This is a genomic window from Providencia sp. (assembly GCF_052096715.1).
In the GTDB taxonomy this organism is placed as follows: Bacteria; Pseudomonadota; Gammaproteobacteria; order Enterobacterales; family Enterobacteriaceae; genus Providencia.
Window position 1 is genome coordinate 1 of the sequence record NZ_JBQDNB010000023.1, and the last position, 21,609, is coordinate 21,609.

Consider the following 21,609-nt stretch of genomic DNA (forward strand, 5'->3'; position numbering starts at 1 on the left):
AAAGTATGTGACCCGAGTAACCGAGTGAAGCCAACAACGCCACAGCTCGAAATATGAAGAATATTATTGGGAATGGCGTTTCGCTTCAATAACATCTGGCAACTGATTCAGCTTAGTAAGAACCCGCGCCAATACCTGTAAATTATGGATTTCAATCGTCATATCGATAGTTGCTAGCTGCTGTTTTACATCACTGCGGCTGCTTACTCCCAATACATTCACTTTTTCATTAGCTAAAATAGTCGTGATATCACGCAATAACCCACTGCGGTCATTTGCGACGACCCTGACAACTAGAGAATAGCCACTTGAATAGTTCTCCCCCCAGACAGCGTCTATAACACGTTCAGGAGCATGACTTTGTAAGTCAGCTAATTGTTCACAATTAATACTATGAATAGAAATTCCACGCCCTTTCGTGATAAATCCTGCGATTTCATCACCGGGTATTGGTTGGCAGCAGCGAGCGATATGGTGCATCAAGTTACCGACACCCTCGACGACGACACGGCCGCTATCATGAGAAGGTGCACGTGGTACCGTTGATTTGCTTTCCAAGGTTTTCATTGCTGCACGGTCAGCTTCTTCAGCAGTCGTTTTATTAAACTTACCTTGTAAGAAATTCACCAGTTGATTAATACGAATATCACCGCCGCCAATACCTGCTAACACTTCATCCAATGAATGAACGTTATAACGAGCTATCAGCAATTTCTCTGCATCTTTAATGCTAATTTCAAGCTGTGCTAATTCCCCATCTAAAATCTGGCGTCCTGCGAGGATGTTTTTATCTTTGTCTTGCTTACGGAACCAATTTTGAATTTTTGCTCGCCCACGACTGGTCGTGACATATCCAAGATTAGGATTAAGCCAATCACGACTAGGATTAGGATGTTTTTGGGTAATAATTTCTATCTGGTCACCCATCTGCAATTGATAGCTAAATGGAACAATACGCCCACCTATTTTTGCACCAATACAACGGTGTCCAACATCACTATGAATATGGTAAGCAAAATCTAGTGGCGTTGAGCCTGTTGGCAAATCAACCACATCACCTTTTGGCGTAAAGACATACACTCTATCATCAAATACTTGGCTGCGAACTTCATCCAACATTTCGCCAGAATCTGACATTTCTTCCTGCCACGCAATTAACTTACGCAACCATGCAATACGGTGTTCATAGCCACTATCTTTTCCAAGACCGGTTGCACCTTCTTTATATTTCCAGTGCGCCGCGACGCCCAGCTCTGCATCTTCATGCATCTGCCTAGTGCGTATTTGTATTTCAAGGGTTTTACCATTAGGGCCAAGAACCACGGTATGAATAGATTGATAACCATTTGGCTTTGGATTTGCGACATAATCATCAAATTCATCAGGAAGATGACGAAAATGAGTATGCACAATCCCTAAAGCGGCGTAGCAATCCTGTAGACGCTCAACCACAATACGCACGGCTCTAACATCGAATAATTCATCAAATGCCAATGCCTTTTTCTTCATTTTTCGCCAAATACTGTAAATATGCTTAGGACGGCCATAAATATCAGCCTGAATCTGCTCTTTAAGCATATATTTACGCAATGTACTGACAAAATTATCGATGTAATCTTCGCGGTCTATACGGCGTTCATGCAACAATTTAGCGATTTTTTTGTATTCATCAGGATGTAGATAACGGAAACAGAAATCTTCTAACTCCCATTTTAATTGGCCAATACCCAAACGATTTGCTAATGGTGCATAAATATTAGAACACTCTTTCGCTGCCAGTACGCGCTCTTCTTCGCTAGCATCTTTAACTTCACGTAAATGGGCAATTCGCTCAGCTAATTTGATAACAACGCAACGAAAATCTTCCACCATCGACAACAACATACGACGGATGTTATCAACTTGAACGGAGCTAGTTTCACTCGATTGAGTCGCTTTAAGTTGGCGAATGGCGTCCATCTCCAGTACGCCTTTCACTAACTCATAAATGGATGACCCAAACTCATCAATAACGGCTTGATCATCTAGTTTTTTTTCATCAACTAAAGGAAATAGTAAGGCCGCTTGCAGACTTCCGATATCCATACTCAATGTGGATAAAATTTCGGTCATCTCGATGCCGCGCCATAGCAATAGAGGGCCTATTTCTTGTCCTGATAATTTATCATGACAATACTGCCAGGTATGGATGAGCTTTTCTTCTGATTGTTTATTATTTAATCCCAGACCGCTAACCCACTTTTCTGGGGCGAACTCACCTGCTGGGGTAAGATGTGCACTTCTTACTGCAACCATATTTTTTCCCTACCTGTTAACCCTCTGGGCTAAGAATAAATAGCGCCATTGACTCCAGATGGCTGGTGTGCGGAAACATGTCCAACATCCGCAAATGTAGCAACCGATACCCTGCCTCAAGCAATTGCTTGCTGTCTCTGGCTAATGTTGTTGGGTTACAAGAAACATAGACAATTTTTTCTGGCATCAGTTTAATTAAATGTTCCATTACGCCAGCAGCGCCTGCTCTGGCGGGATCAAGCAATACTTTATTAAACCCTTCGACAGCCCAAGGTTGCGTATGAATTTGTGCTTCCAAGTTTTCATTATAGAACGCTGTATTATAAATAGAATTGCGCTTAGCGTTATTTGTTGCTTGTTCGACTAAATTTTCAACACCTTCAACGCCAACGACAAATTTAGCCAAGCGAGCCATCGGCAACGTAAAGTTACCCATTCCACAAAAAAGGTCTAATATTCTATCGTCACATTTTATATCTAACCACTCTATCGCTTGCTTCACCATATGCTGATTTATTTCAGCATTGACTTGGATAAAGTTAAGGGGATTAAACTGTAATACCTCGCCTGCGACTTGATATTCAGGTATCAACGTTGATGGTGTCAGCGACTGTAGTTTATCTTCATCACCCGCGAGCCAAATTGACACGTTATTCTGTTGTTCAAAATCCGCTAATAATTTTCTATCTGATATCTTAAAGGGAGCCAAATGTCTGATAAGTACTATTTTACTATTATCAGCATTAATGAGCTCTACATGCCCTAATTTAGGTGCAATGCTAAGTTGATTTAGACATTCAGATAAAGGTTGAATGAGCGCATCAAGCGCAGGATGTAAAACTGGGCAAGTTTTTATATCAACTAAGGTATTCGATTGTGTTTGACGGAATCCCATCACCAAATGTTTATTTTTTAGTTGATATTGTAATCCAAGACGAGCTCTGCGGCGGTAACCATATGCTTCACCACTGATAACAGGGATTGCTTCTAGGTTACTTCCTGTTTCTCTTGCCATTAAATGCTGTAGCGCTTTGGCTTTGCTTTCTCGCTGTAATGAGATATCTACATGTTGCTGCTGACAACCACCACACTGGTTAAAATAACGGCAGTGAGGTTTAACTCTTTGCAAACTATGATTAAAACGTTTGATAACTTTTGCTTTAGCAAAATGACGTTTATCCTCGGTCAGTTCTACTTGAGCTTCTTCTCCAGGCAATAGTCCTGTTACAAAGATAGCTTTGCCTTCAACGCGGGCAACACCTTGCCCCGCGGCATCAAGACTATCAGCAATTACCGTTAATTGACGGCGCTGGGTGGTACGGCGATTCGGCGAGTAAAATTGGGCCATAATAGTCACTACGAGGTAATAAGTTGCAAAAAATAATATTATATTTTCTCAATTCTAAATTACAGCTAATTTATGCTGTCGCATTCGAATTAAGAATACAGCTGATCATAATAGCAGCTTTTTAAGCAAAATTATTTACCACTGATAAGTTTTTCTCGCTTAATGCTCTTTCAAAAATCAATTATGTCTAATTACTCACCATAAATTTACGATATTCTTCATAGGCATAGTGATCTGTCATGCCGCTAATATAATCTTGAATTAATCTTGCTCGATAATAAAATTCTAGGATGGATTTATCTGATTCATTCGTTGCCGACACTTTTTCTAAAGCTTCAGCATAGGATAAACGATGTTTGTTTGACAATTTATGAAATAAACGTGTTTCAATAAAAAAATGTTTATGGAAATTATGTTCTACCAGCGAAGAAAATTCCGCTCTATCCATCATTAATAACGGGCTATAAACATCTAATAAGCCACTAATAATGCGATAACCTTGTAACTCCAGCTCTTCAACTTCATGATGGTTAAATACGTGTTTAAAAGCGACCGTTTTCAATACTTTTAATAACCGATGCTCAGGGCTTTTATCTTCCAATAATGCGCTATTAAAACGCCCATGATAAATTTCAGGGAGGTTTTGAATAAAACGCTGCGCACTGTAATAAGCTAATTTTCCTGTAATATTGACACGTAGATACATAAAAAATTGATCTTGCTGAATGCGCCTAGTATGGTTTTCACTAATATTATTATAAGCCCGCATGATGGTTTGCTCGAACAAATCACCTTGTTTGACCTCCCCCCACTCGGCTTTCAAATGATCAATTAACTGCTCTACAGTAAAAATACCTTTCTCAGCAGCATCATCCAAATCAGCGATACAATAAGAAATATCGTCAGCCGCTTCCATAATATAGGTCAAAGGAAAACGGCAATATCTCTCCATATCTAATTTTTTAGTCAGTTCACTCACAAAATCAGCTTCAGACCAGTAATAACCTGGCTTTTTCATCAAATAATCAAATTCGGCAGGGATAGGCTCAAGATCGTAGGCGCCTCGGGTATATTTCAAAATAGAACCAACCTGAGCATAGGTTAAATTCAATTTCAATAGTCGATGAGCCATTCTCAGCCCTTGTGCATTTCCCTCAAATGAACAGAGATCTTGCTTTAATTGCCTACGAAACAAATCTTGTTTTTTGTTTCCGGTTAATTGAAGCGCTTTGATTCGACAAGGGTCTGGTGTTTCTTCGGTAAAAATATAACTTGGTGCAAGTAAGGCGCTAAACCAACGTTGAATTGCCGCTTCGCCAAAATGTCCAAAAGGGGGATTACCAATATCATGCATCAGACATGACATTTCTACGAGGCTTTCAAAGGCATCACAACGTTCAGTTAATCCATACTCTTCGAGTAATTTTTTCTTTTTTAAATCACTCAGTACAGTTTTACTAATGTACCGCCCTACTTGCTGAACCTCCAATGAATGGGTCAGTCGACTGCGCACAGCGGCATTTTGTTCTAGAGGAAAAACTTGGGTTTTTTGTTGTAAACGACGAATAGCAGCAGAATTAATAATTCGTCCGCGATCACTTTCAAATAAACGATTTACAGCGTCTTCATCATCAGCAGAAACTTTTTGACTGATAGCACTTTTATAGTTGCGCTGAAAACTCAGTTTTTTTAAAAAGTTAATATCGTCCACATCTGCCCCTTATCTTTTTATTTATTAGTCTTCAAGCATTGGAAAAACAGCCCAAAATTTACGTTTCAATGTTACACTTTGTGTATCTTTTTAATATATATTCGCAAGCTCAATTCGTAGTAAAAATCTACAATACAAAGCATCGCGGATATTTTATCTCGTTCGTGTTATAGCACGATGGCGAACATTTACCCTAAATAATTTAAATTGCTGCCAAGCAAGGTAGATAGGGAAAGGAGAAATAATGAAAATCGGTATAATCGGTGCAATGGAGCAAGAAATAGCTATTCTTCGCTCTCAAATTGAAGATTGTCAAACACTCAGCCGTGCAGGTTGTGAAATTTATACGGGTAAAATTAATGGTGCAGATATTGCTTTACTAAAATCAGGTATTGGTAAAGTTGCAGCCGCGATTGGAACGACACTATTAATAGAACATTTTCAACCCGATGTAATTATTAATACGGGCTCTGCCGGCGGATTAGACTCACGTTTAAATGTAGGAGATATCGTTGTCTCGACTGAAGTACGCTACCACGATGCTGATGTCACCGCTTTTGGTTATGAACCTGGCCAAATGGCACAATGTCCTCCTGCCTTTGTTGCTGACCAAAAACTCATTGAAGTTGCTGAAAAATGTATTTCACAACTGTCGATGAATGCAGTTCGTGGTTTAGTCTGTAGTGGTGATGCTTTCATCAATGGCGCAGAACCTTTAGCTCGCATCAAAGCCACTTTCCCACAAGTTGCAGCCGTTGAAATGGAAGCGACTGCTATCGGGCAAGTTTGCTATCAGTTTGCCGTACCTTTTGTCGTCGTTCGCGCAATTTCTGATGTTGCAGATAAAGAATCCCATACAAGTTTCGATGAATTTCTTCCTGTTGCTGCACGTCAGTCATCATTAATGATTAATGCCATACTGGCTGAACTCGCTTAATATATTCAGTATTAGCTTAATAGACTTAGTGAATAGATAGCTAAGTCTATTAATTCAATATCATAATTAAACAAGATGATAGCGATGAAAAAAATCAACTTTATCCTACCAGCAGTAACTGCCTTATTATTTGTATTTTTGATATCACCCGCACTTTGTGCGCCAAAACAACGCGTTATTAGCCTATCACCCGCGAATACTGAGCTAGCCTATGCCGCAGGCCTCGGTGATAGCTTAATCGCCGTTAGCGCTTATTCAGATTACCCAGAACAAGCTAAACAATTAGAACAAGTTTCTGATTGGCAAGGTTTAAACGTCGAACGCATTATTACACTCAAGCCTGATTTACTGCTAGCTTGGCGAGGTGGTAACCCACAGCGGCCACTGGATCAGCTCGCCGCATTAGGTATTCCTATTGTCTATTTAGATCCACAAAGTATTGATCACGTGATTCTCGCTATCGATGAATTAGCACAATACAGCCCTAATCCTGAGCTAGCACAACAAAATATCACGAAAATGAAAGCTAATTTAGCTCAACTAAAACAGCAAAATACATCCAATAAGCAAGCTAAACGCGTGTTTATTCAGCTAGGAACACAACCACTTTTTAGTGCAGGCGATCACACCATTCAAAATGATGTCGTGACGTTTTGTGGCGGTGAAAATATTTTTGCAAATAGTGCAGTACAGTGGCCACAAGTAAGCAGAGAGCAAGTACTCACTCGTAAACCTGATGTGATTGTCATGACTGGAAATAAAACACAAGAAGATGCTGTCAAAGCATTTTGGCATTCACAATTAGATATACCGATTATTCGTTTAAATGAAGATTGGTTTCATCGCGCAGGACCACGCATTATCAATGCCACACAAGCATTATGTGAACAACTGAATCACCAAAAATAAATATTATTAGTTAGTTGATGTGTTGATGTGTCGAAAAATTATCTAAATATAGCTTATTTTATAGTAGGTTATAATCCAAAATAGTCCGAGTTGTGGCTAGGCGACAAGCGAGGATATCTTGGGGAGCGTACATAAGTACGTGACCCGAATATCCGAGAGAAGCCAACAACGCCACAGCTCGAAATGTGCCAAATTAAACGCTAAAGGAAGAACCGCATCCACAAGTCGATTTAGCATTTGGATTTGTGATAATAAAGCGCGAACCTTCTAAACCCTCGGTATAATCGACACTTCCGCCGACCAAATATTGTAGGCTCATCGGGTCAACAACAAGTGCCACACCTTGTTTTTCTATAGTCATATCACCGTCGTTAATTTGATCGTCGAAAGTGAAACCATATTGGAAACCACTGCAACCGCCACCGGTGATATAAACACGTAGGCGCAGATTCGGGTTGTTTTCATCAGACACAAGATCTTTAACTTTAATTGCTGCCGCGTCAGTAAACTGCAATGGTAAAGCTGCATCATTACTCATTTCTTACTCCAGACCGGTGACCGGTAAATACATGTGTAAGCTATATTCATTATACATCAAACCACAGCATTGTTGATTACACTTAACTGCGGCTGAATGTTTTAAAGCAGATAACCTACTCAGATCAATTAACCTAATTATCCTTCACATGATTAAATCGTTCAAGTGTTGTTATCGAATTCGCACATTCTACATAACTTGGGTTCAGTATTTGGTTTAATTGGTTCAGTGCTTTAGAATATGGAAAATATTTTTGTTTAGCTTTTTTAGGAGCCCTGCAATGCGCCATTCTGTCGAATTATATGAAGAAGCACAACGCTCTATCCCTGGTGGTGTTAACTCTCCAGTGCGCGCTTTTAACGGTGTTGGTGGTACCCCGGTATTTGTTGATCGCGCTGATGGCGCCTATATTTATGATGTCGATGGTAAAGCCTACGTCGATTACGTGGGTTCTTGGGGACCTATGGTGCTTGGTCATAACCATCCGGCTATACGCGATGCAGTGATTAAAGCTGTCCATAAAGGCTTGAGCTTTGGCGCACCCACAGCTGCCGAAGTCGAAATGGCTGAATTAGTCTGTAACTTAGTTCCCTCAATGGACATGGTTCGCATGGTGAACTCAGGTACAGAAGCCACCATGAGTGCTATCCGTCTTGCTCGCGGCTATACAGGGCGCGACAAAATTATCAAGTTTGAAGGCTGTTATCACGGTCATGCAGATTGCTTATTAGTAAAAGCGGGTTCTGGCGCACTGACGATGGGTGAACCAAACTCTCCAGGTGTTCCTGAGGATTTCGTTAAACATACATTAACCTGCACCTATAACGACCTTTCTACTGTTCGTCAGGCTTTTGAAAATTATCCAGAAGAAATCGCTTGTGTCATTGTAGAACCTGTCGCTGGTAATATGAACTGTGTACCACCAAATGCAGAGTTTTTACCCGGCCTTCGTGCCTTATGTGATGAATTCAATGCACTCTTAATCATTGATGAAGTTATGACGGGTTTCCGTGTCGCATTAGGCGGTGCACAGGACTATTACGATGTTCAACCTGATCTTACCTGCTTAGGTAAAATCATTGGTGGTGGAATGCCTGTTGGCGCATTTGGTGGTCGTCTTGACGTTATGGAAAAACTGGCACCTATTGGCCCGGTTTATCAAGCTGGTACATTATCAGGTAACCCTGTCGCGATGGCCGCAGGCCTTGCGTGCTTGAAGGAAGTATCTCAAGTTGGTGTTCATTCACGCCTCACCGAATTAACTGAAAAACTAGCTCGCGGGCTAATTCGCGTATCACAAGAGCAAGGCATTCCAATGGTGATCAACCATGTGGGTGGTATGTTTGGAATTTTCTTCACCGATGCAAAAAGCGTAACTTGCTATCAAGACGTGATGAAATGCGATGTTGAGCGCTTTAAAAAGTTCTTCCACTCAATGTTAGAACAAGGCATTTATTTAGCACCATCCGCATTTGAAGCTGGTTTTATGTCAATTGCTCACAGTGATGCAGATATTGAAAAAACCATTAAAGCCGCAGAAGTCGCGTTAGCAAAAATCAAAGCCGAATAGTTTTTTGCCCTTAAATGAAATAGGCGCTATCAAACTCATGATAGCGCCTATTTTTTTATTTAAAAATTCCAGTTGCAGCTAGCCAACATACCTAATGCTACAACTTAAAATATGTCAAAAACTACTGGCTAGGCGTGTCACCAAACATATCTTTAACCCAATCTGGCGCATCCTCTTCCTTCGGTTTTTCATTTGAACCATTCAAATCCCAAACAGGATCTTGCGCTGTAGATGTTTGGCACAAGCTTTGAGGATCATCAGTCCAAACCGGTAATATTCTACCACCACCTAAATCTGAGCAGCTAAATTGCCCGTCCATCATGACACGCATATCCACAATACCTTCTGGCGCTCGATTGAACAGAGCCAAAGGTGCTTGGTTATCAAGGTAGCGCTGATAAACTTTCAATGCGCCTGTGGAACCCGTCAGTTGAGTCGGCGCATTGTTGTCTCGCCCAACCCAAACAATAGCAACCTCTTTACCGTCAATTCCGGCATACCAGCTATCGCGTAAATCGTTGGTGGTTCCGGTTTTACCCGCTAAATTGTATTTACTGTATTTGGTTAATAAAACACGCCCTGTACCTTGCTGAACCACTTGTTGCATACCATATAACGCAAGATATGCGGCTTGTGATGGAACTGCACGCTCCGCAGAAGGGTAGCTTTGGTAGATTTCCTTACCATCACCATCGATAACAGAACGCAGTGCTGATAATTTAGCACGGTTGCCGTCGCCACCAATCGTTTGATAAACCTGCGCCACTTCAGCAGGAGTTAAATTTATGGCGCCTAACAGCATTGCAGGTACTTTTTCCATCGCTGCCGATGGTGCGCCTAGACGCACAAACGTATTCACTATCTGATCAAGGCCGATATCTAGCCCTAAATTTACGGTTGGAATATTTTGTGATTTAGCCAAAGCATCCACCAGCATCATTCGGCCATTAAAGTTACGGCTATAGTTTCTTGGGCTCCACGTTTGATTTCCCACTTTTACTGTCAATGGTTCATCTTTGAGCCAAGTATTTAAACGATAGCGATCTGGTTCACTCAATGCCGCTAAATAAACAGGCGGTTTTGCTAACGATCCAATACTGCGACGCGCATTTAGTGCACGATTAAATCCAGAAAATTGAGGTTGAGATCCCCCTACCATGGCTCTCACTTCGCCATTGATACGATCAACAACAACCATTGCACCTTCAAGATCATCTAATTTCCGAGTTTTACGTAAATCAGCAACACCCGCCTCTACTGCATTTTCTGCGGCAGTTTGTGCGACAGGATCAAGAGTCGTGAAAATTTTCGCCCCTGAGAGCTCTTTAATTTGATCGCCTAACTTTTCATTTAGCTCTAAGCGTACCATTTGCATAAATGCAGGCTGAGAAGCAACAAGCCCTTCTCTCGATTTAACCCCTAATGGCCTCGCACTGAGCAATTCATACATGTCTTTATCGATAACATTACGTGTTTCAAGTATTTTCAACACAATATTACGACGTTTAATCGCATTTTGAGGTTTAGTCCAAGGATTATAAGTTGATGCACCTTGAACCATACCTACTAATAAAGCTTGTTGGTCAAAACTTAATTCGTTAATCGGACGACCAAAGTAATACAAACTCGCTAAAGGGAAACCGCGAATTTCGTCATTACCATTTTGCCCTAAAAATACTTCGTTAAGATAAAGCTCAAGAATACGTTCTTTGCTGTAATTATAATCCAACAACACAGCCATATAGGCTTCAGTCGCTTTACGTTTCAAGGTACGCTCATTGGTTAAAAATAGGTTTTTAACCAACTGCTGAGTTAAGGTACTTCCCCCTTGAACAGAGCGCCCTGCGGTCAAGTTTGCCACGACTGCACGACCGATAGAATATAAGCTAACACCATCATGCTCATAAAAATTTCTATCTTCAGTTTCAAGCAGAACTTTAACCAATGACTCCGGGAAATCAGCTAATGGCAAAACCAAACGTTGCTCATTATTCGCTGATTGCATCATCGTAATCAGTTTAGGATCTAAGCGGAAAAAGCCAAATGAGCGGCCATTTTCCATGTTCTCAATTTTACTGAGAGCATCATTTTCAAACACTAAGCGCGCCAGTATTTGCCCTTCTTTTTGGTCAGGGAAATTAAACGGGCGGCGTAAGATTTCAATACTATTTCCACGCACTACAAATTCGCCAGAGGTGGTTATTTTACTGACTTTTCGATATTGCATACCTTCAAGCAAGCGTGCCATCTCAGCCTGGCTATAATCCATGCCTGGTTCAAGGTTCACCATGCGCCCATAAACGGCAGCGGGGAGATCCCACACTTTGCCATCAAGGCGTTCTTTAATTTGTTGATTCAAATAAAAACCATAAGCCGCCAGTAAAACAGCAGCGACGACCATTAGTTTGACTAATAGCCAAAACCAACGCCATTTGCTTTTCACTTTACGTGGTTTTTTATTGTTTGAACCTTTTTTAGCCATTTGCTCTTCTTCATCTTCATCATCGAGATATTGCTCATCAATATCATCATCGTCTTCGAATAAATCTTCATCATCATAATCATCACGATTTCTACGACCGCGTGATGCGGATGTTTTTTTCTCAGCAGACTTTTTTTTGCGTCTACCGATTGGTTCATAATCTTTACCGGACATGGTTACTCCATATCACTTATTGCTTAACGACTAATAGGCAGCTCTAGGCACATAGTGATGAATTTTGGCTCATAATGTAAGAGGTTTCACTGGGGAAAGCTCTTAATTACATTTCCTTACTCAATGACAACCTATTGCGACCTTTCATTTATGGGCTGCTATTAGAGCATAAAAAAAGGCTATTTCGCACCCATCATTGCTTTTTTTGTTTGTCTTGTTGGCTCTGTGTTGACCGGATCATCAGGCCACAAATGTTTTGGATAACGGCCTTTCATCTCTTTTTGCACTTCTTTATAACTACCTAGCCAAAAAGCGCCCAGATCTTGCGTAATTTGTAATGGCCGCATTGCAGGTGACAATAATGATAATGTCACCACCACTTTACCTTCGGCTACAGTTGGATTTTTGGCTTGTCCATACATCTCTTGCATCCGAATCTCAATGACAGGTGGCTTTTCAAGTGAATAGTAAATACTTACATTTCGTTGAGATGGCGCATGGTAATGAGTCGGAAAGGTACTATCAAGCCATTGCTTTTGCTGCCAATCTAATCGATTTAACAATAATTGCGTTAAATTAATATCCTGTAATTTCTGCTTGTTTGTCACCCCATTAAGATAAGGTTCCAGCCACTCTTCAAGTGTCGCCAGCAGCGTTTCATCATCAACGGCGGGTAGGTTTAAATCAGGAAAATAATGTTTCGCTAATTGACTGCGAATACGTAATTGCAAATCAGATTCTTGCCAATTAAGCTGTGCTAAACCGTTTTGTCTTACCCAATGAATTAATGCCTTTTTAATTTCAGCTTTATCCGGATTATGTAATCGTTCTGATTTAATCACCAATTGACCACATTGAAGTCGCTTCCACGCTATTAATGAGCCTCTTTGTTCATCCCATTCAACTGTTTCCTGCTGAGAAAACAAGCGTGGGCAATCACGTTGTAGCTTTTCAATTTCAATAGGATAAGCCAATGTAATACGCGCGTCAGCAGATGATTCCGGCAGCCAAACAGCCGCGACTATTACCCATGGTTTACCAATTAATGCATCCATTTCATTAAAAGAAGCACCTAAACCACTTGCGAGTTGATAGCGAGCATGATTATCTCGTGCTTTAGCGATACGGTCTGGATAACCCGCAGCAAGCAATGTTGGTAACCACTCACTTATCAGAGTAAAGTCTCTGCCAACAATCGCTGTCACTTTTTGCCCACTTAATATCGATGCTCTTTTGCACCAATTTTCAGTAGGCCTTTCTAAGTAAGTCCTAATATCACTCTCAGTAGCACGCGGTGGCTCTTCAATTATTGCCACTAATAAGCAGGCAAGTTTAATCACTTCTTTATTATTGCTTTTTTGTGCTTCATATAGCATCGCAGCAGTGCGACTAGCACTGCCAGACTCAGCCATTTTTTGCCCCATCAAAGCAAGTTTACCTTGTTTATCCGTTGCACCGAGTTTAAACAGTAAATCCTTTGCCGCTGAAATTGCAGTATCAGGAGGAGTATCTAGCCAACGTAATTGAGCGGTATCTGAGCAGCCCCATTGCAATAAAGATAGCCACAAGTCACTCAAATCACTTTGATTAATTTCCGCTTCACTAAACTGCGCCGCTCTTTGGGCTTGTTCTTGACTAAAAAGATGCCAACAAACGCCCGCTTCTAATCGGCCTGCACGTCCTGCTCTTTGAGTCATTGACGCTTGGCTAATGCGCTGTTTGACTAACTTTGTCAATCCTGTTCGAGGATTAAACTGCCCAACACGTTCCAATCCGCTATCAACCACCAATCTAATTCCTTCAATGGTTAGACTCGTTTCCGCTATATTGGTTGCTAAAACGACCTTTCGCTTACCTTGAGGTGCAATTTGAATGGCTTGTTGCTGAGCTTGAATAGAAAGTGCGCCATACATCGGACACAAAAGTATGTCCTCACTAACCATAAGCGCTAGTTCTGTTCGTGTTTTTTCAATTTCACCTGCGCCTGGTAAAAAAAGTAATAATGAGCCTTTTTCTTTTTGTAATAGTTTCCAGACAGCACTCGCAACTTCTTTATGAAATAATTTATTGGAATTGATTGGGTGAAATTGTCGATCAACTGAAAACATACGCCCTTGAGAGGTAATAATAGGTGCATCTGGAAATAGTTCAGTTAATCCCTGATTATCTAACGTCGCAGACATTAATAGAATTTTAATATCTTCCCTAATAGCTTGCTGTGAATCTAATAACAAGGCCAACCCAAGATCTGCCTGTAAATTACGTTCATGGAATTCATCTAAAATAACCAATCCCACACCTTCAAGCATCGGGTCATTTTGTAGTTGTCGCGTTAATACTCCCTCAGTAACCACTTCAAGACGAGTATGTTGGCTGACCTTTGTTTCAGAGCGCATACGCAACCCAATAGTATTACCGATTTCCTCACCAAGTTGCTCAGCTAAACGAGCAGCAACCGTTCGCGCGGCAATTCGACGAGGTTCTAACATAATTATTCGCCCTTGAATAACACCACTATTCAAAATGATCAACGGCAATACAGTCGATTTACCTGCACCCGTTGGTGCATGCAATAACACTTGAGGGGAATTTTTTAAGGCCGTGAGTAAGTCATCACTCACATCTAATATCGGTAACACTTAGGTTATGACTCCATGGGATTTAACTTTTGCTATCAGACACTGTAGCATTAGCGCCACTATTCGCGTTAGTAAACGTTTTGGAAGTCTACTTTGGAGCTGATATGGAATTTATTCCCCCATTAAAACCTGCCACCTTAATTAAGCGCTATAAACGTTTCTTAGCCGATGTCACGACGCCTGACGGTGAAGTAATGACAATTCACTGCGCTAATACGGGTGCGATGACAGGTTGTGCCACTCCGGGTGATACTGTGTGGTATTCAACATCTGATAACATCAAACGCAAATATCCCTATAGTTGGGAAATCACACAAACTGCCGACAATCATCTCATTTGCGTAAACACGCTAAAAGCGAATCAAATCATTGCAGAAGCACTCGCCGCAAAAAACATTCCAGAATTATCTGAATACAGCGAAATTAAACCAGAAATTAAATATGGGTCAGAAAATAGTCGCATTGATTTTTTTCTGTCTAAAAAAGACCTACCTGATTGTTTTATTGAGGTAAAATCAGTTACCCTGCTCGAGCGTAATCAAGGTTATTTTCCGGATGCCGTCACACTACGAGGACAAAAGCATTTACGCGAGCTAACACTCATTGCCAAAGAAGGAAAAAGAGCCATACTATTGTTTGTTGCTTTGCATAGTGGAATCCACGTAGCATCTGCGGCAGCGCATATTGATAAAAAATATGCGTTACTTTTAGAGGAAGCCATTAACAATGGCGTTGAAGTTATTTGTTATCAAGCAGATATATCCGTTCAACAAATAAAATTGGGAAAGAAATTAAGCTTTACGTCTGATAAATAATACCTATTTAACAGATATTTGTACGAGGAAGCTGAGTTCTGGGGGCTAAAAGGGAATAAACGCGCGCGCCTTCACAGCATTACAAAACTCATTGCAGGAACGATTGCCAAAAGGGCTCTCTTCTGCTATTTATAGCGACCTTATTTTTCCCCCCTTGGGGTTTTTGTAAAATTTGCGTGTGTAGGAGAAGCATTATGCAAGAAGGGCAAAAACGTAAGACATCGTCCTTAAGCATTCTCGCCATTGCAGGGGTTGAACCCTATCAGCAGAAAGCTGGCGAAGAGTACATGAACGACGCCCAATTGGCGCATTTTAAGCTCATTCTCGAAGCATGGCGCAATCAACTCAGAGATGAAGTGGACCGGACAGTTACTCATATGCAAGATGAGGCAGCTAACTTTCCAGACCCTGTTGATAGAGCCGCTCAAGAAGAAGAATTCAGCCTTGAATTACGTAACCGGGATCGTGAACGTAAACTGATTAAGAAGATCGAAAAAACGCTGAAAAAAGTTGAAGATGACGACTTTGGTTTTTGCGAATCATGTGGAGTAGAAATTGGTATCCGCCGTTTGGAAGCCCGCCCTACCGCTGATTTGTGCATCGACTGTAAAACATTAGCTGAAATTCGCGAAAAGCAAATGGCTGGCTAATTGCTAAATGGAGTCCTAAACGGCGCATTTGTCATGCGCCGTTATAAGGAATTTTCACCTCTAAAATCCCCTTCCTCTGCGCTTTGATTTTATCTTTTCATGAGTCAATAAAAATTTAATTTCACTAAATGGATGCTTTAATCTAATACATTTAGCATTGATCCTAAGCCAAGATAGAAATAAACTCTCTCATAAAATTATCTTGCGATATGCGCTGATTACTTTGCATAATGTTAAGTTCATTGTATTGCGAGAACAGCTCAGGCAAAGGGTTTCTACTATTATTGAGAACGGTAAATTGAGTGCAATTTTAGCCCTCTACCGATAAAGCTATTGATATAAAAAATGATTAGATAGCACTTTTATTCGTTTAACCATTCTCAAAGAAACCTCAGTAAGCTATGATTAGCCGCTTATTTTGTTTAATGAATATTCGTAACGACATCGAGGTGTACTATTTTTAACCGAGTAGCAAATTTCTGCCGTAATATATTGTCGCGTAATGGCAATGCATCCCGCAATGATAATGTCGAGCAAGATCCACGCGCAGCCGGTGAAAAACCAGTCACTCATTCTGCCCCAGTGGAAGTATTGCCCGTGGCGCAGAAAACTAAACAAATGAAAAAAACGGTTCGTCAATCCAAGCGTGCCGACGTACAGGCAGAGAAACAATCCACAATGACAACCGGAAACGAAGAACATATCACTATAATTCCACGTTCTGAACATAACATTTCACGTAACGATATCAGTGATAATGCACTCAAAGTGCTCTACCGCTTAAATAAAAGCGGCTATGACGCCTATTTAGTGGGTGGCGGTGTCCGTGATTTACTTTTAGGCCAAAAACCAAAAGATTTCGACATCACAACAAATGCCACCCCAGAACAAATTCGCAAGCTATTTCGTAATTGCCGCCTTGTAGGCCGCCGATTCCGTCTTGCCCATATTATGTTCGGCCCAGAAATTATTGAGGTTGCCACATTCCGTGGTCACCATGACCAAAATTTGTCAGACGATAAAAATATGTCTTCGCAAGCACAAAACGGTATGTTGCTGCGCGATAATATTTTTGGTTCTATCGAAGACGATGCAATCCGTCGCGACTTTACGGTCAATAGCCTTTACTACAACATTGATGATTTTTCATTGCGTGACTATGTCAATGGTATGAAAGATCTTAAAGACGGGATTATTCGTCTTATTGGCGATCCTGAAACACGCTATCGTGAAGATCCAGTCAGAATGCTAAGAGCGGTTCGCTTTGCCTGTAAGCTTAATATGACGATTGAGCCAAATACCGCAGCGCCTATCCACCACTTAGCACCGTTACTCAAGGAAATACCATCGGCAAGGCTATTTGAAGAATCATTAAAACTGTTACAAGCAGGTCATGGCTACGCCACTTATAAAATGCTACAAAAATATAATTTGTTGGAGCAATTATTCCCAGTACTGACTAGCCGATTCAGCGAAAATAATGACTCGCCAATGGAAAAAATCATTGAGCAAGTATTAAAAAATACAGATTTCAGACTAAAAAATGATAAGCGCGTCAACCCTGCTTTTTTATTTGCAGTCATGTTATGGTATCCCGTCACTGAACATGCAGAGAAGCTATCCCAAGAAGGTGGACTTGCATACTATGATGCATTCGCTCTTGCGATGAATGATATTCTTGATGAACAGTGCCGTTCAATCGCCATACCAAAACGTATTACGACTACGATGCGTGATATTTGGCTATTGCAATTGCGCTTACCTCGCCGACAAGGTCGCCGTGCAAATAAATTAATGGAGCACCCTAAATTCCGTGCTGCTTTTGATTTACTCGAGCTAAGAGCAAGTGCAGAGCGCCGAAATGAGCTACAAGAGCTCACGCAATGGTGGGCAGAGTTCCAAGAAGCCAATAATTTAAAACAGCGTGAAATGATTTCCGAATTAGGCAATGCGCCAACACGTCGACGCCACCGTCCTAATCGTTCATCGCTACCAGGGGCTCGCAAACCAAACAAGCCACAATAGAGAGATAGTGTCATGGAGCAAGTTTATATTGCTATTGGAAGTAACCTAGGTGAGCCGTTAACGCAAGCACAGCAAGCTATCCAGGCATTAAATGCGCTCCCAAGCAGCCGTATTGCTGCCATATCGTCTTTCTATCGCACAAAGCCACTTGGACCACAAGATCAGCCTGATTATCTCAATCTGGCGGTCTTGCTTGAAACCGACCTTGAGCCTGAAATATTGCTCGACTATACGCAAAAAATTGAGCTCGACCTTGGGCGAGTGCGTAAAGCTGAACGTTGGGGTCCTAGAACCCTCGATCTTGATATCATGCTTTTTGGTAACTGTGTTATTAATACCTCACGGTTGACTGTACCCCATTACGGGCTAAAGGAGCGTGAATTTATGCTGTATCCGCTCAGTGAAATTTCCCCTAACCTTGTTTTTCCTGATGGCGAATTGCTCTCAGAAAGGCTTACACACATCCCTCGCAATGGCCTGATGCTTTGGGACATTACCCCCTAAAGTGTCCAACCTTAAATAAGCCATTATCAATAGCGAGATCATTTCCGGAGGTTATTATAATGAAACCAATTTCTCTGGCTGATTTGGGTCAGTTTAAAAAAGACAAACACAAATTCGCAACTATCACCGCCTATGATGCAAGTTTTGCTCAACTATTTTATGAGCAAGGTATTCAAGTCATGTTAGTTGGTGACTCCCTCGGCATGACTATTCAAGGTGAGTCCAGTACGCTGCCAGTCACCGTTGAGCAGATTGCCTACCACACTCGTTGCGTCCGTAAAGGGGCACCCGATGCCTTTATCATTTCCGACATGCCTTTCATGAGCTATGCCACCCCTGAACAAGCTTGCCATAATGCCGCTATTTTGATGCAGGCAGGCGCTAACATGGTGAAAATTGAAGGTGGTAGTTGGCTATGTGAAACCGTTAAAATGCTCGGTGAACGTTCAGTCCCCGTTTGTGGGCACCTTGGATTAACCCCACAAGCTGTCAATGTGCTAGGGGGTTATAAAGTACAAGGTAGAGATGAAGTCACAGCAAACCAATTAGTCAAAGATGCCATTGCATTAGAAAATGCAGGTATGCAGCTATTAGTGCTTGAGTGCGTACCAAGCTCACTCGCAGCGCATGTCTCCGAAGAGCTATTGTTACCAGTTATTGGTATCGGTGCTGGTGCACAAACTGATGGCCAAATTCTAGTGATGCAAGATGCACTGGGTATTACCGCTCGCCCACCCAAATTTGCTAAAAACTTTCTCGCTCCAGCAGGCAATATACATGATGCTATTCATATGTATATTCGCGAAGTTGAAGAAGGTATTTACCCTGATGAGTCTCACTCGTTTTCGTAACTCATTCTATTAATTATGACTGTAGACTATAAGGATTGTATTTATGCTTATCGTTGAAACGGCACTGATACTGCGCCGTGAAATCCGTCGCTGGAAACTAGATGGCAAACGTATCGCGCTCGTCCCCACTATGGGAAATTTGCATGACGGGCACTTGGCGATAATTGATCAAGCAAAGCAACAGGCTGATATTGTGATTGTCAGTATTTTTGTCAATCCAATGCAATTTGATAAACAATCTGATTTAGCGAATTACCCGCGAACATTGCAAGAAGATTGTGAGAAACTAAAACGTCGGGGGATTCATTTAGTTTTTGCACCATCACCTCAAGAATTCTATCCTAACGGGATGGAAAAACAGACTTTCGTTGAAGTTCCTGAACTCTCAACCATGCTCGAAGGCGCTAGCCGCCCAGGTCATTTTAGAGGTGTTGCCACCGTTATCACCAAATTGTTTAATTTAGTGCAACCTGACATTGCGTTATTTGGCGAGAAGGATTATCAGCAACTACAGCTTATTCGTAAATTAGTTAATGATTTATCTTTTGATACACAAATTATTTCAGTACCAACAGTCAGAGCCAAAAATGGCCTTGCACTGAGCTCTCGCAATAATAATTTGTCTGCCGAAGAATTTAAAATAGCTCCTCAGTTATATCGTATCATGACAGAAGCTGGTCAAAAATTAGTCACATCACCCAGTGCTTCCGAGTCTATTATCGCAGAAATAGCAGAAGACTTGCGTGCCGCTGGCTTTACTCCTGATGAGCTATTCATTCGTGATGCAGATACATTGGCTGAATTAAGTAATTCAAGTAAACGTGCCGTTATCTTAATGGCAGCATGGCTAGGTCAAACCCGTCTCATTGACAATTTACAAGTTGACCTACAAAGCGATATTGCATAGAAAGTAATACAGTTAACATAACTTTATAATAACAAGCACAGCAAATACAACACCAACAGCGTTGTGGTTCGAATGAAATTAGATGTATTTGAGTTACTAACTATACTTATATGTTTTAGTCTTTAGTTTATTCAAACTCATTCGAATTACAGCTAGGCGGCAAGCAAATGAGAACCTAGGAGCATACATAAGTATGTGACTAGGGCGAATGCGTGAAGCCAACAACGCTGTGGTTCGAATGAGGAAGAATAAAATGTTAAGAAGAATGCTACAGGGCAAACTCCACCGCGTCACCGTCACACAGGCAGACCTTCACTACGAAGGATCTTGTGCCATCGATCAAAACTTCATGGATGCCGCGGGTATTTTAGAATATGAAGCGATTGATATTTATAACGTTGATAATGGCGAACGCTTTTCAACTTATGCAATATCGGGTGAAAGAGGCTCTAAAATTATTTCGGTTAATGGTGCAGCTGCACGTCGCGCCGCAGTCGGTGATAAGCTCATTATTTGTTCATATGTGAATATGGAAGATGAGGATGCTCGCCACCATCAGCCTAAAGTGGCTTATTTTGATGCCAATAATACGATGAGCCGAATTGCTAAAGCAGTTCCAGTACAGGTAGCTTAAAGCTAAAATATTCCCATATTGATACCTTGATATAATCGACACTGTATTAAGGTATCTATCAAATAATGAATACTTAGTTATAAGAAATATCAATGCCTAAATTACCATTTGCGGGTCCTGGGGTTACAACAGCCGCAGTCTGCTTATAACGAGATTTAAATAACACTTTAATTGGTCCTGCTGGCCTACCGGCTTTAGTCACTGACCTCTCACGATAAAATGGTAAAGCATGCCAGTCAATGCTGATGCCATCATTAGCCACCGTTTCAATACCTAGCCCTTTAGCACTATTATTCGAATCTAATCGTAATACTGTATTATTATCAGGATCATTGTCCCCAGTCAGGTATACAGAAATGATAGTATTGGCGTCACAATCAAAATTAAGCTCCCATTGTACATCTTTAGTCGTTGAGCCTATCTTTTGACCAAAACCATTCGCACCAATTGTATGATCACCCAAATTAACATTTTGTGTTTGAGACGATTTTATGGAGCAAGTACCAGCAGCCACTTTTCCTGTAACATTAAATACAGCATCATAGCTCACTGCGGGTGTAGAAAAAATTAGAGCAGCAATAGGAAACAAATATTTATAACCTTTGATTATTTTTCTCATT

Annotated in this window: 17 protein-coding genes; 10 read left to right on the forward strand and 7 right to left on the reverse strand. The window is 41.1% G+C overall.

What is annotated here, in order from left to right:
• Nucleotides 1-63: 63 nt before the first annotated feature.
• The 3 genes from relA to dgt form a co-directional block, all read right to left on the reverse strand.
• Nucleotides 64-2,295: a GTP diphosphokinase gene (gene relA / locus ACTH6U_RS15695; RefSeq protein WP_294104889.1), complete on the reverse strand. Its 2,232-nt coding sequence runs from the start codon at nucleotides 2,293-2,295 to the stop codon at nucleotides 64-66.
• Between the two features lie 16 nt (nucleotides 2,296-2,311).
• Nucleotides 2,312-3,643 (reverse strand): 23S rRNA (uracil(1939)-C(5))-methyltransferase RlmD, encoded by a 1,332-nt coding sequence (gene rlmD / locus ACTH6U_RS15700; RefSeq protein WP_294104891.1) that lies wholly within the window; start codon nucleotides 3,641-3,643, stop codon nucleotides 2,312-2,314.
• 187 nt (nucleotides 3,644-3,830) lie between these two features.
• Complete coding sequence (gene dgt / locus ACTH6U_RS15705) at nucleotides 3,831-5,354, reverse strand: dGTPase (protein ID WP_294104893.1); 1,524 nt, start codon at nucleotides 5,352-5,354, stop codon at nucleotides 3,831-3,833.
• 244 nt (nucleotides 5,355-5,598) lie between these two features.
• On the opposite strand from dgt, the gene mtnN reads away from it, so the two are divergent.
• Entirely contained in the window at nucleotides 5,599-6,291 is a 693-nt protein-coding gene (gene mtnN / locus ACTH6U_RS15710) for a 5'-methylthioadenosine/S-adenosylhomocysteine nucleosidase (protein WP_294104895.1), read from the forward strand.
• Nucleotides 6,292-6,375: 84 nt separating this feature from the next.
• Entirely contained in the window at nucleotides 6,376-7,200 is an 825-nt protein-coding gene (gene btuF / locus ACTH6U_RS15715; RefSeq protein ID WP_441832585.1) for a vitamin B12 ABC transporter substrate-binding protein BtuF, read from the forward strand.
• Nucleotides 7,201-7,393: 193 nt separating this feature from the next.
• Here btuF and erpA read toward each other — a convergent pair whose 3' ends face one another.
• Nucleotides 7,394-7,738, reverse strand: coding sequence for an iron-sulfur cluster insertion protein ErpA (gene erpA / locus ACTH6U_RS15720; RefSeq protein ID WP_294104899.1), 345 nt, complete (start codon nucleotides 7,736-7,738; stop codon nucleotides 7,394-7,396).
• 280 nt (nucleotides 7,739-8,018) lie between these two features.
• Here erpA and hemL point away from each other — a divergent pair, with 280 nt between their 5' ends.
• Complete coding sequence (gene hemL, locus ACTH6U_RS15725; RefSeq protein WP_441832586.1) at nucleotides 8,019-9,308, forward strand: glutamate-1-semialdehyde 2,1-aminomutase; 1,290 nt, start codon at nucleotides 8,019-8,021, stop codon at nucleotides 9,306-9,308.
• A 121-nt stretch (nucleotides 9,309-9,429) separates the two neighbouring features.
• Here the strand turns inward: hemL and mrcB are convergent, their stop codons facing one another.
• Nucleotides 9,430-11,964, reverse strand: coding sequence for a bifunctional glycosyl transferase/transpeptidase (gene mrcB, locus ACTH6U_RS15730; protein WP_434719557.1), 2,535 nt, complete (start codon nucleotides 11,962-11,964; stop codon nucleotides 9,430-9,432).
• 179 nt (nucleotides 11,965-12,143) lie between these two features.
• Nucleotides 12,144-14,603, reverse strand: a complete 2,460-nt coding sequence (gene hrpB, locus ACTH6U_RS15735) for an ATP-dependent helicase HrpB (RefSeq protein ID WP_441832587.1) — start codon at nucleotides 14,601-14,603, stop codon at nucleotides 12,144-12,146.
• A gap of 104 nt (nucleotides 14,604-14,707) precedes the next feature.
• On the opposite strand from hrpB, the gene sfsA reads away from it, so the two are divergent.
• The 7 genes from sfsA to panD all read left to right on the forward strand — a co-directional run bounded on the left by sfsA (nucleotide 14,708) and on the right by panD (nucleotide 20,989).
• A complete protein-coding gene (sfsA, locus tag ACTH6U_RS15740; RefSeq protein WP_294104907.1) occupies nucleotides 14,708-15,418 on the forward strand; it encodes a DNA/RNA nuclease SfsA in 711 nt (236 codons plus the stop codon).
• A gap of 194 nt (nucleotides 15,419-15,612) precedes the next feature.
• Nucleotides 15,613-16,068 (forward strand): RNA polymerase-binding protein DksA, encoded by a 456-nt coding sequence (dksA, locus tag ACTH6U_RS15745; protein ID WP_294104909.1) that lies wholly within the window; start codon nucleotides 15,613-15,615, stop codon nucleotides 16,066-16,068.
• A gap of 618 nt (nucleotides 16,069-16,686) precedes the next feature.
• A complete protein-coding gene (pcnB, locus tag ACTH6U_RS15750) occupies nucleotides 16,687-18,093 on the forward strand; it encodes a polynucleotide adenylyltransferase PcnB (RefSeq protein ID WP_294105076.1) in 1,407 nt (468 codons plus the stop codon).
• Nucleotides 18,094-18,105: 12 nt separating this feature from the next.
• Nucleotides 18,106-18,597: a 2-amino-4-hydroxy-6-hydroxymethyldihydropteridine diphosphokinase gene (gene folK, locus ACTH6U_RS15755; RefSeq protein ID WP_294104911.1), complete on the forward strand. Its 492-nt coding sequence runs from the start codon at nucleotides 18,106-18,108 to the stop codon at nucleotides 18,595-18,597.
• A 59-nt stretch (nucleotides 18,598-18,656) separates the two neighbouring features.
• A complete protein-coding gene (gene panB / locus ACTH6U_RS15760) occupies nucleotides 18,657-19,448 on the forward strand; it encodes a 3-methyl-2-oxobutanoate hydroxymethyltransferase (protein ID WP_294104913.1) in 792 nt (263 codons plus the stop codon).
• Between the two features lie 43 nt (nucleotides 19,449-19,491).
• A complete protein-coding gene (panC, locus tag ACTH6U_RS15765; protein WP_441832588.1) occupies nucleotides 19,492-20,355 on the forward strand; it encodes a pantoate--beta-alanine ligase in 864 nt (287 codons plus the stop codon).
• Between the two features lie 253 nt (nucleotides 20,356-20,608).
• A complete protein-coding gene (panD, locus tag ACTH6U_RS15770) occupies nucleotides 20,609-20,989 on the forward strand; it encodes an aspartate 1-decarboxylase (RefSeq protein ID WP_434719561.1) in 381 nt (126 codons plus the stop codon).
• Between the two features lie 73 nt (nucleotides 20,990-21,062).
• On the opposite strand, the gene ACTH6U_RS15775 is transcribed toward panD, so the two are convergent.
• The gene (locus ACTH6U_RS15775; protein ID WP_294104919.1) at nucleotides 21,063-21,608 is read right to left on the reverse strand and encodes a fimbrial protein; all 546 of its coding nucleotides are present in this window, start codon (nucleotides 21,606-21,608) and stop codon (nucleotides 21,063-21,065) included.
• Nucleotide 21,609 lies beyond the last annotated feature (1 nt).

Excerpts from the sequence above, each read along its gene's own strand:
- relA (WP_294104889.1), bottom strand. The coding sequence starts at position 2,295 with ATGGTTGCAGTAAGAAGTGCACATCTTACCCCAGCAGGTGAGTTCGCC.
- rlmD (WP_294104891.1), bottom strand. The coding sequence starts at position 3,643 with ATGGCCCAATTTTACTCGCCGAATCGCCGTACCACCCAGCGCCGTCAA.
- mtnN (WP_294104895.1), top strand. The coding sequence starts at position 5,599 with ATGAAAATCGGTATAATCGGTGCAATGGAGCAAGAAATAGCTATTCTT.
- btuF (WP_441832585.1), top strand. The coding sequence starts at position 6,376 with ATGAAAAAAATCAACTTTATCCTACCAGCAGTAACTGCCTTATTATTT.
- erpA (WP_294104899.1), bottom strand. The coding sequence starts at position 7,738 with ATGAGTAATGATGCAGCTTTACCATTGCAGTTTACTGACGCGGCAGCA.
- hemL (WP_441832586.1), top strand. The coding sequence starts at position 8,019 with ATGCGCCATTCTGTCGAATTATATGAAGAAGCACAACGCTCTATCCCT.
- mrcB (WP_434719557.1), bottom strand. The coding sequence starts at position 11,964 with ATGTCCGGTAAAGATTATGAACCAATCGGTAGACGCAAAAAAAAGTCT.
- sfsA (WP_294104907.1), top strand. The coding sequence starts at position 14,708 with ATGGAATTTATTCCCCCATTAAAACCTGCCACCTTAATTAAGCGCTAT.
- dksA (WP_294104909.1), top strand. The coding sequence starts at position 15,613 with ATGCAAGAAGGGCAAAAACGTAAGACATCGTCCTTAAGCATTCTCGCC.
- pcnB (WP_294105076.1), top strand. The coding sequence starts at position 16,687 with ATGAAAAAAACGGTTCGTCAATCCAAGCGTGCCGACGTACAGGCAGAG.
- folK (WP_294104911.1), top strand. The coding sequence starts at position 18,106 with ATGGAGCAAGTTTATATTGCTATTGGAAGTAACCTAGGTGAGCCGTTA.
- panB (WP_294104913.1), top strand. The coding sequence starts at position 18,657 with ATGAAACCAATTTCTCTGGCTGATTTGGGTCAGTTTAAAAAAGACAAA.
- panC (WP_441832588.1), top strand. The coding sequence starts at position 19,492 with ATGCTTATCGTTGAAACGGCACTGATACTGCGCCGTGAAATCCGTCGC.
- panD (WP_434719561.1), top strand. The coding sequence starts at position 20,609 with ATGTTAAGAAGAATGCTACAGGGCAAACTCCACCGCGTCACCGTCACA.
- ACTH6U_RS15775 (WP_294104919.1), bottom strand. The coding sequence starts at position 21,608 with ATGAGAAAAATAATCAAAGGTTATAAATATTTGTTTCCTATTGCTGCT.